The sequence below is a fragment of the Streptomyces sp. NPDC034670 genome (genome assembly GCF_055574875.1).
Map to the genome: position 1 here is coordinate 143,271 of NZ_JBVITR010000009.1, position 12,905 is coordinate 156,175.

General features: G+C 75.9%; 9 protein-coding genes and 1 pseudogene. 7 read left to right on the forward strand and 3 right to left on the reverse strand.

All coding sequences use genetic code 11. The annotated features are described in order from the left end of the window. Nucleotides 1-142 precede the first annotated feature (142 nt). Nucleotides 143-1,354: a PucR-like N-terminal domain-containing protein gene (locus tag ACZ56B_RS09725; RefSeq protein ID WP_468788072.1), complete on the forward strand. Its 1,212-nt coding sequence runs from the start codon at nucleotides 143-145 to the stop codon at nucleotides 1,352-1,354. Between the two features lie 34 nt (nucleotides 1,355-1,388). Here ACZ56B_RS09725 and ACZ56B_RS09730 read toward each other — a convergent pair. Next, nucleotides 1,389-1,902, reverse strand: a pseudogene (locus tag ACZ56B_RS09730) (family 43 glycosylhydrolase). Nucleotides 1,903-2,183: 281 nt separating this feature from the next. On the opposite strand from ACZ56B_RS09730, the gene ACZ56B_RS09735 reads away from it, so the two are divergent. The 6 genes from ACZ56B_RS09735 (at nucleotide 2,184) to ACZ56B_RS09760 (ending at nucleotide 10,959) form a co-directional block, all read left to right on the forward strand. Continuing rightward, nucleotides 2,184-5,165, forward strand: coding sequence for a glycoside hydrolase family 35 protein (locus ACZ56B_RS09735; protein WP_468788073.1), 2,982 nt, complete (start codon nucleotides 2,184-2,186; stop codon nucleotides 5,163-5,165). A 149-nt stretch (nucleotides 5,166-5,314) separates the two neighbouring features. Beyond that, complete coding sequence (locus ACZ56B_RS09740; protein WP_468788074.1) at nucleotides 5,315-6,550, forward strand: MAB_1171c family putative transporter; 1,236 nt, start codon at nucleotides 5,315-5,317, stop codon at nucleotides 6,548-6,550. 109 nt (nucleotides 6,551-6,659) lie between these two features. Then, the gene (locus ACZ56B_RS09745) at nucleotides 6,660-7,166 is read left to right on the forward strand and encodes a toxin (RefSeq protein WP_468788075.1); all 507 of its coding nucleotides are present in this window, start codon (nucleotides 6,660-6,662) and stop codon (nucleotides 7,164-7,166) included. After that, on the forward strand, nucleotides 7,163-8,341 hold the full coding sequence (locus tag ACZ56B_RS09750; protein WP_468788076.1) for an MAB_1171c family putative transporter: 1,179 nt from the start codon (nucleotides 7,163-7,165) through the stop codon (nucleotides 8,339-8,341). The genes ACZ56B_RS09745 and ACZ56B_RS09750 overlap by 4 nt, the downstream gene beginning before the upstream one ends. Before the next feature lie 49 nt (nucleotides 8,342-8,390). Next, nucleotides 8,391-9,569 (forward strand): MAB_1171c family putative transporter, encoded by a 1,179-nt coding sequence (locus ACZ56B_RS09755; RefSeq protein WP_468788077.1) that lies wholly within the window; start codon nucleotides 8,391-8,393, stop codon nucleotides 9,567-9,569. Beyond that, nucleotides 9,559-10,959 carry an NAD(P)/FAD-dependent oxidoreductase gene (locus ACZ56B_RS09760; protein ID WP_468788078.1) on the forward strand — a complete coding sequence of 467 codons (1,401 nt, stop codon included), beginning with the start codon at nucleotides 9,559-9,561 and terminating at the stop codon, nucleotides 10,957-10,959. The genes ACZ56B_RS09755 and ACZ56B_RS09760 overlap by 11 nt, the downstream gene beginning before the upstream one ends. 79 nt (nucleotides 10,960-11,038) lie before the next feature. On the opposite strand, the gene ACZ56B_RS09765 is transcribed toward ACZ56B_RS09760, so the two are convergent. After that, on the reverse strand, nucleotides 11,039-11,899 hold the full coding sequence (locus ACZ56B_RS09765) for an SMP-30/gluconolactonase/LRE family protein (protein ID WP_468788079.1): 861 nt from the start codon (nucleotides 11,897-11,899) through the stop codon (nucleotides 11,039-11,041). Continuing rightward, nucleotides 11,896-12,669 carry an IclR family transcriptional regulator gene (locus ACZ56B_RS09770; RefSeq protein ID WP_468788080.1) on the reverse strand — a complete coding sequence of 258 codons (774 nt, stop codon included), beginning with the start codon at nucleotides 12,667-12,669 and terminating at the stop codon, nucleotides 11,896-11,898. The genes ACZ56B_RS09765 and ACZ56B_RS09770 overlap by 4 nt, the downstream gene beginning before the upstream one ends. Between the last annotated feature and the right edge of the window lie 236 nt (nucleotides 12,670-12,905).

The window sequence follows — 12,905 nt, forward strand, 5'->3', positions numbered from 1 at the left end:
CCAAAGGGTATTCCGTCTCTTTCCCTTTCCTCGCCCATGTGCGCCCCGGCCCCCCCCCCCCCCCCCCCCCCCCCCCCCCCCGGGCCGGCCTCCCCCCCGGCCGGCCTCCCCACCGGACATGTCGGAGAGCAAGGGATCGCTCATGCCCTCAATCGCACGGCCTTCGGTGCCCGGTGAGCCGCTCGACCCCCTCCCCAGGAAGTTCGCGGCCTTCATGCGGCCGGAACTGCCGGGACTGCTGAACGAGATACGGACCGAGGTCACCCGCGCCTACCCGATGTACGGACGGCTGCTCAACGGTCCGGACGGGGACGCGATCCGCCAGGGCGTCGAACAGGCGCTGACCGCCTTCGTGGACCGGGTGGCCGACCCCGGCAAGAGCTCCGAGCTGCGGGACCAGCTGCTGCGCAGGTTCGGCCGGGTGGAGGCCTACGAGGGGCGTGACCTGGAGGTCCTGCAGAGCGCCTACCGGCTCGGCGCGCGCATCGCCCTGCGCCGGGCCAAGACGCTGGGCCGGCAGTACAGCCTCTCCCCCTCCCTCGTCCTCGCCTTCGCCGACGCCCTCTTCGCGTACGTCGAGGAGCTGGAGGCGGTCACCCGCGAGGGGTACGCGGAGGTGCGGGAGCGTGCCGCCTCCGAGGTGTCCGCGTTACGAAGACAGCTGCTGCACCTCCTCCTGGCGTCCTCGCCGCTGCCCCAGACGACCGTCTCCGAACTGTGCGAGGCCGCCGCCTGGGAGCTGCCCCGGACCTGCTTCCTCGTCGCCCTGCGCCCCCCGGTGCCGGAGCACATCCAGGCCGGGCTCGACGGCGACGTCCTCGCCGACCTCGACATCCCGCAGCCGCACCTGCTCGTCCCCGGGGACCCCACCCGGCAGCGCCTCGACATGCTCGGCGCGGCCCTGGCCGGCACCCGTTCCGCGGTGGGCCTGACCGTACCGGTCGCCCGGGCCGCCGACTCCGTGCGCTGGGCGCGCCGGGTGCTCCAGTTCGTCGACGACGGGATCGTGCCCGACACCCCGCTGGTCCGCTGCGAGGACCACCTGACGACCCTGTGGCTGCTGTCCGACCCCGCCCTCGTCGACCACCTCGCGGCCCGTGAACTGGCGCCGCTCGCCGGCCTGCCCGCCAAGCGGCGCGAGCGGCTCGTCGAAACCCTCCGGGTCCACGTCTCCACCCGGGCGCCCGCCGAGCAGGTCGGCGAACTGCTGGGCGTGCACGCCCAGACCGTCCGCTACCGGCTGCGGACCCTGGACACCCACCTGGGCGACCGGCTCGCCGACCCCGACCACCGCTTCGCCCTCGAGGTGGTCCTGCGCTCGCTCCACCTGCGGGGGCACGGCGGCGCGGAGTGAGCACCGCGGCCGGTGGGGCGCGGGGCCGGCCGGGTCAGCGGGCGACGGGCCATCCGCTGCTCCAGTCCAGGAGGTTGACGCCGAGCTTGGGGGTGCCGTCGTCGTCGCCGTCGTAGTAGTGGTAGACGATCAGGTCCCCGTCGACGTCCTTCAGGATCGACTGCCCGCCGGGGCCGACGACCCGGCCGTGCGACTCGAGCACGGGCGTTCCGCCGTTGTTCGTCATCGGGACGCCGTTCCTGTCGCGGTACGGCCCGGTGACGCCGGTGGCGCGGCCGGCCTTGACCTTGTAGGTGGAACCGGTGCCGACGCAGCAGGTGTCGTACGAGGCGAAGAGGTAGTAGGAGCCGTTCCGCTCGACGACGAACGGTGCCTCCGCCGGTCGCGTGGAGGGGGTACTGCCCGGAGGGCGTCCGGATCATCGACGGGTCGTGCGTGACGACGGAGCCGGTGACCCGGCCGGGGCCGGGGTACGCCGAGGCGGTGGCCGGCACGAGCGCCAGGAGGGCGGCGGTGCGGACGGTCCCGGCGGGCGGTCCCCCCTCCACCCCCTCCCGCCGGCCGGCGAGCGCACCGACGGGCGGGAGACCGCGGCCGCGCCCGTCGGGAGGGCGGGAGGGAACGCACCTCACCGGGCGCGGGACGGCGGTCCGCGGACCGGGCGGACTCCGGCCCTTCACACCCGACGTGCCGCAACCGGGCGAAGCGGGATACAACGGGATCCTCGTGTGAACGGAGGGGAGCCGGTCCGTGGACAATGACCCACCGGGGCCGCCCGGCGCACCGGCGCGGTCCCCGCACAGCACAAGGCACCACAGGAGGCGCTCCCTTGGAGCTCAGCAGGCGTACCTTCACCGCTCTGGCCGGCACCGCGGCCCTCGGCCTCGCACTGGCCGGCAGCAGCGGGGCGGCGCCCGGACCGCGCGGGGCGCGCACCGTGCCGACGGGGCCGCCGCCCCCCGCGCCGAGCGCGGACGGCAGGCGGCACCGGATCGGTTTCGACCGGTACTCCCTGCTGGTCGACGGCCGGCGCCTGGTGCTGTGGTCCGGTGAGGTGCACCCCTTCCGGCTGCCGAGCCCGTCCCTGTGGCGGGACGTGCTGCAGAAGCTGCGCGCCCACGGGCACAACGCGGTGAGCGTCCCCGTCCCGTGGAACTACCACTCCCCCGCGCCCGGGCGGTACGACTTCACCGGGGTGCGGGACCTGGACCTGTTCCTGCGGACGGCCGCCGAGGAGCGGCTGTACGTCGTCCTGCGCCCGGGGCTCGCCGGCGGTGCCGCCGACCTGGACGCCGGCGGCCTCCCGGGGTGGCTGACGGCCGCCGGGGACGCGGCGCGGACCGCCGGCCCGGCGTACCTGCGCCACGTCGACGAGTGGCTGGGCGCGGTCGACACCATCGCCGTCCGGCACCTGTTCAGCCGGGGCGGCGGCACCGTGCTGCTGTACCAGATCGAGGACGGGCACGGCGTCCCCGCCGGCGACCCGGCCGGGCGCGCCTACCTGACCCACCTGTACCGGAAGGTGCGCGCCGACCGCATCGACGTCCCGCTGTTCCACACGGGCGGCGGGCCGGACCGGAGCGGGGTGCCGGAGATCCCCGGCACCGGCCGGGAGAAGGGGCGCCTGCTGTACGGGGTCGAGGTGGACACCGCGCCCGGTGAGGTGCCGCCGGACCTCGGGCACTTCGGGGAGCACGGGGCCGGCGCCGGCCCGCGCGCACCCGGGTTCCTGGTCCGGGCGGCCGGCGGGGCGGCCGATCCGTGGGGCGGGGTGTCGTCCGGCGGCAAGGGGTACGCGGAGGTCCGCCGGGTCCGCGACGCGGCGTACGAGCGGCGCGGCCGCCTCACCCACCTCGCCAACGGGATCACGGCGCACACCGTCCGCACCGCGTTCGGCGGGACCTCGTGGGGCTGGCTGCCCTCGCCGGGCGTCTACACCTCGTACGACCACGGGGCGGCGATCGACGAGGGGCGCCGGCCGACGCCGAAGCTGGCCGCGCTGCACCAGCTCGGGCACCTGGTGCGGACGGTGCCCGACCTCGCGCGGCTGGACCCGGCCGGGCGGGTGCGGGCGGCGGACGAGCGGATCACGGTGTACCACCTGGCCAACCCCGACACCGGTGCCCAGGTGTACGTGCTGCGCAACGACTCCGCCGGGCAGGTCACCTCGATGCTGCCGGGGACCGGCGTCGAGGTGCCGGTCACCGTGGGGCCGCGGGACGCCAGGCTGCTCGTCACCGGGCTGGGGCTGGGGCGGCGGAGACTGGCCTACTCCACCGCGCAGCCCATGCTGCTCACGACCGCCGGCCGCCTGGACGTCGCGGTGTTCACGGGCCGGCACCGCGAGGTGGCGCAGGTCGCGCTGGACTGCCGCGTCCAGCCGCGCGTCACCCGGCTGGACGACGAGCCCGCGTGGGCCTACGACCGGGGCAGGCTCAACGTGGTGGTGCCGCTCGGGGTGGGCGCGCTGAGCCGCGTGCTGGTCGAGGACGGGGACTCCGGGACGCCCCTGCTGCTGCTGTTCACCGACGAGGCGACCGCCCTGCGGCTGTGGCCGTACGAGACGCCGTCCGGCCCGCTGCTGGTCTACGGTCCGGCGCTGCTGCGCTCGGCCGTCCTGCGCGGCTCCACCGTCCACCTCACCGGCGACGTCGTCGCCGCGACCGGCCTCGAGGTGTGGGCGCCGCGCGGGACCACCGCCGTGACCTGGAACGGGCGGCCGGTGCGCACCCGGGTCAGCCGGGCCGGGAGCCTGGTGGCGGAGGAGCTGATGCCGGCGGCGCCGGCGGTGCGGCTGCCCGCGCTCGGCGGCTGGCGGAGACGGGAGGAGAACCCCGAGGCCGAGCCGGACTTCGACGACTCGGCGTGGACGGCCGCCGACCGCACGTCGTCGGGCGGCACCACGCCCGTGCCCGGGGGCCGGCCGGTCCTCTTCGCGGACGACTACGGTTTCCACTACGGCGACGTCTGGTACCGGGGGCGGTTCGAGGACGCCCGCGGCATCGAGACGGTGTCGCTGACCTACAGCACCGGTACGCAGGGGCTGCTGATGGCCTGGCTGGACGGGCGGCCGCTCGGCACGCACCGCATGCCGGTGCCGGACGGGGACACGGTGGGGCGGGGCACGTGGACGGCCACGGCCGCCTTCGGGGTGCCCGAGGAGCTGCGCGGACGGGGCCGTCGGGTGCTGTCGGTGCTCGTGCGGCGGATGCAGCACGACGGGGGCCGGGGGGACGGCGGGGCGCAGGACGCCCGCACGGACCCGCACCGGGCCGCGCGCGGGCTGCTGTCCGTGGACTTCGCGGGCGGCTCCCGGGAGGTGGACTGGCGGATCCAGGGCGCCGCGGAACCGGACCGGGTGCGCGGGCCGCTGAACAACGGCGGGCTGTACGGGGAGCGGGAGGGCTGGCACCTGCCCGGCCACGACGACCTGGACTGGGAGGCCGTGGAGTTCCCGCGCGCGGACCGGCGGCAGGGGGTGGCCTGGTACCGGACGGACTTCCGGCTGGACGTCCCCCCGGGCCTGGACGCCTCGGTCGGGCTCACGCTCGGGGACGACCCGGAGCGCGCCTACCGCGTCCAGATCTTCCTGAACGGCTGGAACATGGGCCAGTACGTCAACGACGTGGGCCCGCAGCACACCTTCGTCCTGCCGAACGGGATCCTCCGCACCCGCGGGTCCAACACCCTGGCCCTGGCCGTGCTGGCCGACGGCACCACGCCCGCGGGCCCGCGCGACGTCCGGCTGACGCTGCTGGGCGCGGCGGAGGGCGGGGTGCCGGTGGAGGCGGTGGAGTCACCGGGGCGGTGAGGCCGCCGCCCCGGCCCGCGCGGTCACGCGCGCCCGGTGCGGCCGGGGAGCGGTCACCGGTTCGCATGACGCGGACCCGTGCGGCCGCGTAGGCTCGAACGGCCTTGATGACGGCGGCCGACCGGCGGCGGACGAGAACGGGGGGCGCGATGGACGTCGCGGACGCGGCCATGGGTCCGGCCTCGTTCCTCAGCGAGTTCTACACGTCCTTCTGGTGGATCCCGGCCGCCGTCCTCGCCGCCGCCCTGGCGATCAAACTGCCCACGATCATCCGGTTCTGGGCGGACCCGCTGCTGCGCGCGGTCGGCGGGCTGCTGCTGCTCGCCTGCGCGGTCTTCGTGTTCGTCGCGCCCTCGACCATCGCCTGGGTCAACCGGGTCACCGGCGTGCCGAACATCTCGGCGCCCTGGGTCTACTCGCTGCTCACCGCGTTCTGCGGCTCCTGCCTGGTGCTGATCATCGCCTGGCGCGACGGCCTGACCGAGCGCTCCGCCGCCAGCCGCCGGGCCACCCGCTGGGTCGTCTCCGCCTACGGGGGCGTGATCGCCCTGCTGTGGGTGCTGTTCGCCCTCGCGGACGTGCCCGTGGAGCGGACCCGGGACCTGGACACCTACTACGCCAACACGCCCTTCATGCGCGAGGAGATCCTGCTGTACCTCCTCGCGCACACCACCGCCGTCCTCATCACCTCGAAGCTGATCTGGAACTGGATCCGCACCGACGGACTCGACGCCTGGCTGCGCTGGGGGCTGAAGTTCCTGGGCTTCGGCTACGCGCTGAACCTGGCCTTCGACGCCGCCAAGCTCACCGCGGTCGCGGCCCGTTGGACCGGCAACGACCTGGACTGGCTCAGTCTCGACGTGGCCCCCGCCCTGGCCTGCCTGTCCGCCGTGTCGATCGCGGTCGGCTTCATCCTGCCGCACGCCGGCCAGTACCTGCACGAGCGCTGGCGGCTGCGCGTCGCCCACCACCGGCTGCGGCCCCTGTACCAGCTGATGAGGAGCGTGCACGGCTCCGGTGTGCCGTTCGTGCTGCGCGCCAGCCCCGAACTGCGCCTGACCCGCCGCGAGACCTTCATCCGGGACGTGCTGCTGCCGCTGGCCCGGCGCACCGACGAGCGGCTGCGCGAGCGGGCGTACGACGCCGCCCTCGGCCTCGGCTTCCCGCCGGAGCGGGCGAAGGCGCTGGCCGCGGCCGTGGCGATCCTCGACGCCGTCCACGCCGGGCCCGGTGCGGACGGGGGCGACGGCGCCCACGGCCCCGACACCACGGACCTGCTCCGCGAGATCGGGGCCGTCTCGCGCGCCCTGCGCCGCCCCGAGGACCTCCGGGAGGTCCGCCTCCGCGCCACGGCGCCCGAGGACGCCGTGGCGGTCACCGAGTGACCGTGCCGCACGCGGAACTGGCCGGGACGCCACCCGTCTTGGCATATTGCACAGGTGACCGAGCGACGACCGGGGTGACGGGGAGACAGCGGTGCGTACCAGGAAGGAGATGCGTCGTCTCGCTGACGCCCTCATCGACCCCATCCGGGTGGCGGTCCCGGCGGACCCCGAGGTCCTGTTCGAGGCGCTGGTCGCCTCCGTCAGCGCCTGGCGGGGGCGCGAGGTCGTCGTCCACCGCGCGGCGTTCCCGCCGCACACCGCCAGCGGGCTGTGGCTGGAGCGCGAGCACCACGACGACGTGGTGGTGGACGAACGGGCCGCCGCCTGGCACCAGATCGTGATCTTCTGCCACGAGGTGTGGCACATGAACCGCCGGCCGGCGCAGGCGGCGGCCGGCGGCGGGCGGCCCCGGCCGGTCGCCGCGCGCACCGACTTCAGCCTGGCCGAGGAGCAGGAGGCGGACCGCTTCGGCATGCTGATGGGACGCCGGCTGCGCACCTGGCTGGAGGCCCCCGCCGGCCCGGTGCCCGCCGCACCGGGCGACGACCCCGAGGACCCCCAGGACCTCGCCGGACGCATCGGGGCCGCGCTCAACTACCGCGGGACGAAGAGATGAGCGGTCTGATCAACTACACCAGCTGCGGGGTGCTGTGGCTCGGTCTGGTGGTCAAGTCCCCGGACCTGCTGCGGCACCGCCACGATCCGTACCTGCGGTCCATCTGCGCGGTGCTGGGGCTGGCCGGGCTCTGCTTCTTCCTCGGGGCGCCGCCGACGGTCGGGGCGGTCAACCGGCTCGGCGGCGTGCCGAACCTCGCCGCGCCGCTGACGTACGCGGCGATCACCGGGTACTGCGCCGCCTCCCAGGTCCTCGTCGTCCGCTGGCGCGGCGGGCCCCGGGTGCACCGCACCGTCCGGCGCTGGGTCCTCGCCTACGCCGGTGTCCTGCTCGGCATCGCCGTGACCTTCGCCCTCGGTGAGGCGCCGGTGGAGCGCCGCACCGACCTGGACACCTACTACGCGACGACCCCGTTCATCGCCCAGATGATCGTGCTGTACCTGGTCGCGCACCTCACCGCGGTGACCGTCACCACGGTGTCGTCGCTGCGCTGGGCGCTCCGGGTGCGGGGCGGGCTGCGGGTGGGGCTGCTGCTGCTCGGGGCCGGCGCGCTGTGCGGCGCCGGGTACAGCGCGACCAAGCTCGTCGCGGTGGGCGCCCGCTGGTCCGGGCGGGACTGGGCGGTGCTCGGCACCACCGTCCCCCCGGTCGCCGCCGGCCTCGGCGCCCTGCTGACGGTCGTCGGGGTGCTCGTCCCGCTGGTGGCGCCCCGGCTGGCGGAACGACGGCGGGCCCGGCGGACGTACGCCCGCCTCGAACCGCTGGAGCGGGTGCTCGACGACCTGCTCACCCGCCGGACGCTGCGGCTGCCCCGGCCCCGCCTCGCCTCCCCCACCGCCCGGCTGGTGTGGCGCCAGACCAGCATCCACAACGCGCTGGGCCACCTGGACGCCTACTTCGACGGGGAGCTGTACGACCGGACCCGCGCCGGCGTGCTGGACGCGACGGGCGACCCGGAGCGGGCCGAGGCCGCCGCCTGGGCCGCGGTGATCACCGCGGCGGTACGGCACGAGGCCGACCCGGGGCACGAGGCCCCGCCGCCCGGCGCCGGCCGGCTCCTCGGCCGGGTCCCGGGACCGGCCGGCCTCGCCCGGATCGCCGACGCGCTGACCGGTACCGCCCCGGTGCCGCCGGCCGCCGCCGTGCCCGGCCGGACCACGGCGGGAGCCGTGTGAACCGGGAGGACCGCGGCGACCGGGCACCGGGCGAAGGGAGCCGTCCGGCATGAGTCTCGTCGTGTACCTGGGGGCCCTGGTCTTCGGGTTGTCCTCGGTGCTGCTGCTGCGCCGCCCGCGCACGGCCGTGCGGAACCCGCTGACGCTGTCCACCTGCGTGGCGGTCGCCCTCGGCGCCCTGGTCTTCGTCTGCGCCGCACCGCCCACCCTGGCCGCCGTCAACGACCTCACCGGCGTCCCCAACTTCGGTGCGCCGCTGACCTACGGCATGCTCTCCGCGTACAGCTGCGCGGTGCTGGTGCTGCTGATCAACTGGCGGGGCGGCCCCCGCGAGCGGGTGCGGCGCATGGTGCTGCGCAGCATCGCCGCCTACGGGGGGCTGGTGGCGGCCATCGTCGTGCTGTTCGCGCTCGCCGAGGCGGACACCGAGCGGCTGACGGACCTGGACACGTACTACGCCAACACCCCGTTCATGCGGGAGATGATCCTGCTGTACCTGGTCGGGCACAGCGCGGCGATGCTGGTGATGTGCGCGGTGTGCGTCAAGTGGGGCCGCGAGGTCACCGGGCTGCTGCGGGCCGGGCTGCGGCTGATCCTGTGCGGGGCGCTGCTGGACGTGCTGGGGTTCCAGCTGACCAAGTACACGGCGCTGGTGGCCCGTTGGTCGGGCCACGACCTCGACTTCCTGTCCACCACGCTCGCCCCGCCGATGGCCTCGCTGGCCGCACTGCTGTGCGCGGCGGGGTTCGTGCTGCCGCGGCTGCTGCCGCCGGCCCTCGCGCAGTGGCGGGAGCTGGACCACTACCGGCGGCTGGCTCCGCTGTGGTCCCTGGTGAAGTCGGTGCCCACCTCCCCCAAACCCCCCGCCGCCTGGTGGCAGTTGCCCCGGGCCCGGCTCCAGTGGCGCGAGGTGTCCATCCACGACGCCCTGCTCACGCTGGCGCCGTACTTCGACCACCGGGTCCGCGAACGGGTGCGGGACACCGCCCTGAGCGCGGGCCGCTCCCCCCACGAGGCCCGGCTCGCGGCGGAGGCCGCCATGCTGGCCGACGCGGCGCGCCGGGCCGCCGCCCGCGAGGAACCGCCCGAGACCGCAGGCACCTACCGCCTGCACGCCACCGAAGTGTCCGGTACCGGCGGGCTGGTGGAGCTGGCCCAGGAACTGGTCCGGCAGCCGGCCGCCGCGGCCGGACCCACGACCGAAACCGAGGAGCCCCATGTCGCGTAGAGCTGTCGTCATCGGTGCCGGCCTGGCCGGCATGCTGGCCGCGGCCGTCCTGTCCGCCGCGGGAGCGGACGAGGTGGTCGTGCTGGACCGCGACGAGCTGCCCGAGGGGCCCGAGCACCGCAAGGGGCTGCCGCAGGGACGCCACGCGCACCTGCTCATGGCCGGGGGGCTGACCGCCATGGAGGAACTGGTGCCGGACGCGGACCTGCGCAAACGGCTGCTCGCCGCCGGGGCCCACGAGATATCCCTCAGTTCCGGCATGCTGGCCCTCACTCCCGGCGGCTGGCTCAGACGGTGGCGCCGCGAGGGCCCGGTCATGCTCACGTGCAGCCGGGCCCTGCTGGACTGGGAGGTGCGGGCCGCGGTGCTGGAGCACCGCCCGGTCGAGATCCGCAAGGGCGCCGTGGTGGGGCTGACGGGCTCCCCGGCGCGGGTGCGGGGGGTGCGCGTCGCCGCCCCCGGAGGGGACGCGGAGCTGGAGGCGGACTTCGTCGTCGACGCGAGCGGACGCGGCACCCGGGTCGTCCCCTGGCTGGCCGGGCTCGGGCTGACCGGGATCGAGGAGCGGACCGTGGACTCCGGGCTGGTGAACGCGACCCGTGTCTACCGGGTGCCCGAGGGCGCGGAGCGGTTCCCGCTGACGATCGTGCAGCCCGACCCGTACCGGTCCGGGCCGGGGCGCAGCGGGATGGTGCTGCCGATCGAGGGCGGCCGGTGGATGGTGAGCCTCGGCGGCACCCGGGGCGGTGAGCCGCCCGCGGACCCGGAGGGCTTCCTGCGGTACACGCTCGCGCTGCCGGACCCCATCGTGGGGCGGCTGATCTCCGGGGCGGAACCGCTCACCGGCATCCACCTGAGCCGGTCCACCAGCAACGTGCGGCGGTACCTGGAGAGGTCCCCCCGGTGGCCCGACGGCTTCACCGTCCTCGGGGACGCGCTGGGCACGTTCAACCCGGTGTACGGGCAGGGCATGTCGGTGGCCGCGTTCGGCGCGCGGGTGCTCGACCGGGAGCTGGGCCGCTCCGGCTTCGACTCCCCCGGCCTCGCCCGGCGGGTGCTGCGCGGGGCGGCGCGGGCGGCGGACGCCGCGTGGTCCATGGCCGTCGGCCAGGACCTGTTCTACCCGGAGGTGCGCGGCGGCCGGCCCGGCGTCGCCGACCGCTTCACCACCGCGTACTCGCGGCGCGTGCTGCGGGCCGCCACCGGCTCCTACGCGGCGGCCTCCGCGCTCTGGGACGTCACCAGCATGCGCACGACCCCGGCCCGCATGTTCCACCCGGCGGCGGTCCTGGCCGCCCTCACCGGCCCCGTGCTGCCGCCGCCGGCGGCGCCCCCGATGACCCCCGGCGAGCGGAGGGTCCTCCGGGAGGTCGACCGCACGGGGCTCTGAGCCGGCCGCACGGGCCGACCGGCCGAAGGGGCGGTCGGCCCGGAGGGCCGGGTGCCGGCCCGGGCGTCCGGGCCCCGGGTCAGCCGGCGAACGCCGGCGCCGCGAGGCCCCGGCCCGCGCCGGGGAGCACCAGGAGCGAGCCGGCCAGGGGGTGCGGGGCGGGCAGGCCCACCCGGGCCGTGGTGACGTACAGGTCGGTCAGGCCGGCGCCGCCGAAGGCGCAGGCCGTGACGCGGGGCACCGGGAGCGGGATCACCCGGTCCAGGTCGCCGGCCGGGGTGTAGCGGCGCACCGCGGCGCCGTCCCACAGGGCGACCCAGACGCAGCCGTCGGCGTCGACGGTGAGGCCGTCGGGGAACCCCGCCCCCTCCTCGACCTCGGCCAGGGGGCGGCGGCCCGTGACGCGGCCGGTGGCCACGTCGTGGTCGAAGACGTCGATGCGGCGGGTGGGGGTGTCGACGTAGTACATCAGGCGCCCGTCGGGGCTCCAGCCGGTGCCGTTGCTCACCGTCACGTCGTCGAGGACGGTCCCGGCCGTGCCGTCCCCGGTGATCCGGGAGAGGGTGCCGCCGCCGGCGGCCTCGTCGTAGCGCATGGTGCCGGCCCACAGGGTGCCGTCGGGGGCGACGGCGGCGTCGTTGCCCCGGCGGCCGGGGACGGCGTCCCGGTGCAGCCAGCGGAAGGCGCCGTCGGGGTCGAGCAGGCCGACGCCGTCGCGCAGGTTGAGCACGAGGCCGCCGCCCGCGCGGGGCTTGACGGCGCCCACGTGCTGGTCGGTGCCGCGCACGGTGCGCCGGCCGGTGGCCGGGTCCCAGGTGTGCACGCGGGAGGCGAGGATGTCGACCCACAGCAGGCGGCCGGCGGCCGGGTCCCAGGTGGGGCCCTCGCCCAGGGCCGCCTCCGCGCGGACGGCCACCTCGTAGGCGGTGCGGCCCCTCATGCCGCGCTCCGGTGGCCCAGGCGCTCGGACAGGTCGGCGGCGCCCTCGGCGGCCAGGCGCTCCAGCTCGCCCCGGCGCTCGTCGCTCCAGCGGATCATCGGCACGGAGATGGACAGCGCGGCCACCACCTGTCCCGTGCGGTCGCGCACCGGCGCGGCGACGCAGGAGACGTCCGGGTTGGACTCGCGGCTCTCCACGGCCACGCCCCGCGCGCGGATCTCCGCCAGGGCCTCGCGCAGGGCCGCCGGGTCGGTGATGCTGTTGGGGGTCATCGCGGCCAGTTCGGCGTCGTCGGGGATGCGCGCGGCGAGTTCCCGCTCGGGGAGGGAGGCCAGCAGCATCTTGCCGACGGAGGTGCAGTGGGCGGGCAGCCGGCGGCCGGCCGCGGACACCATCCGCACCGCGTGCGTGGAGTCCACCTTGGCGATGTAGATGACGTCGGTGTCCTCCAGGATCGCCACGTGCACCGTCTCGTCGCAGGTCTCGGCGACGGACCGGGCGACCTGCTGGCCCTCGGCGGCGAGGTCGAGGTGCTCGGCGTAGCGGGCGCCGAGCTGGTACGGGCGCACGCCGAGCCGGTAGCGCCCGGGCTGGCCGGCCACCGGGACGAGGTACTTCCGGGCGGCCAGCGTGGTCACCAGCTCGTGGACCGTGGTGCGCGGCAACTGGAGCCTGCGCACGATGTCCGGGGCGGAGAGCGTCCCGTCCCCGTCGAGGAAGAGCTCAAGGATGTCGAGAGCCCGGGTCACGGCTGGTACGAGGCGTCCCACGACCGGCCCCCTCCCTATGTGTTCAGGCGCCTGCGTTCGTTCGAGATTTCAACAGGCGATCGGCATGACGAACACACAGGCTAGCCATCCCGGCCGGGCCGGGCAATGGCACGGCCCCCGGGGGCGGGGGGGGGGGGGGGGGGGGGGGGGGGGGGTGGTGTGGGGGGGGGGGGGGGGGGGGTGTAGACTGACCTCGGGCAGGAACCAGCCCAGTGACAGGATGGACAGGGGCGTCA

What these genes read in the sequence shown, in the direction of transcription:
- ACZ56B_RS09725 (WP_468788072.1), top strand. Translation starts at nt 143, where the DNA reads ATGCCCTCAATCGCACGGCCTTCGGTGCCCGGTGAGCCGCTCGACCCC.
- ACZ56B_RS09740 (WP_468788074.1), top strand. Translation starts at nt 5,315, where the DNA reads ATGGACGTCGCGGACGCGGCCATGGGTCCGGCCTCGTTCCTCAGCGAG.
- ACZ56B_RS09755 (WP_468788077.1), top strand. Translation starts at nt 8,391, where the DNA reads ATGAGTCTCGTCGTGTACCTGGGGGCCCTGGTCTTCGGGTTGTCCTCG.
- ACZ56B_RS09760 (WP_468788078.1), top strand. Translation starts at nt 9,559, where the DNA reads ATGTCGCGTAGAGCTGTCGTCATCGGTGCCGGCCTGGCCGGCATGCTG.
- ACZ56B_RS09750 (WP_468788076.1), top strand. Translation starts at nt 7,163, where the DNA reads ATGAGCGGTCTGATCAACTACACCAGCTGCGGGGTGCTGTGGCTCGGT.
- ACZ56B_RS09765 (WP_468788079.1), bottom strand. Translation starts at nt 11,899, where the DNA reads ATGAGGGGCCGCACCGCCTACGAGGTGGCCGTCCGCGCGGAGGCGGCC.
- ACZ56B_RS09745 (WP_468788075.1), top strand. Translation starts at nt 6,660, where the DNA reads ATGCGTCGTCTCGCTGACGCCCTCATCGACCCCATCCGGGTGGCGGTC.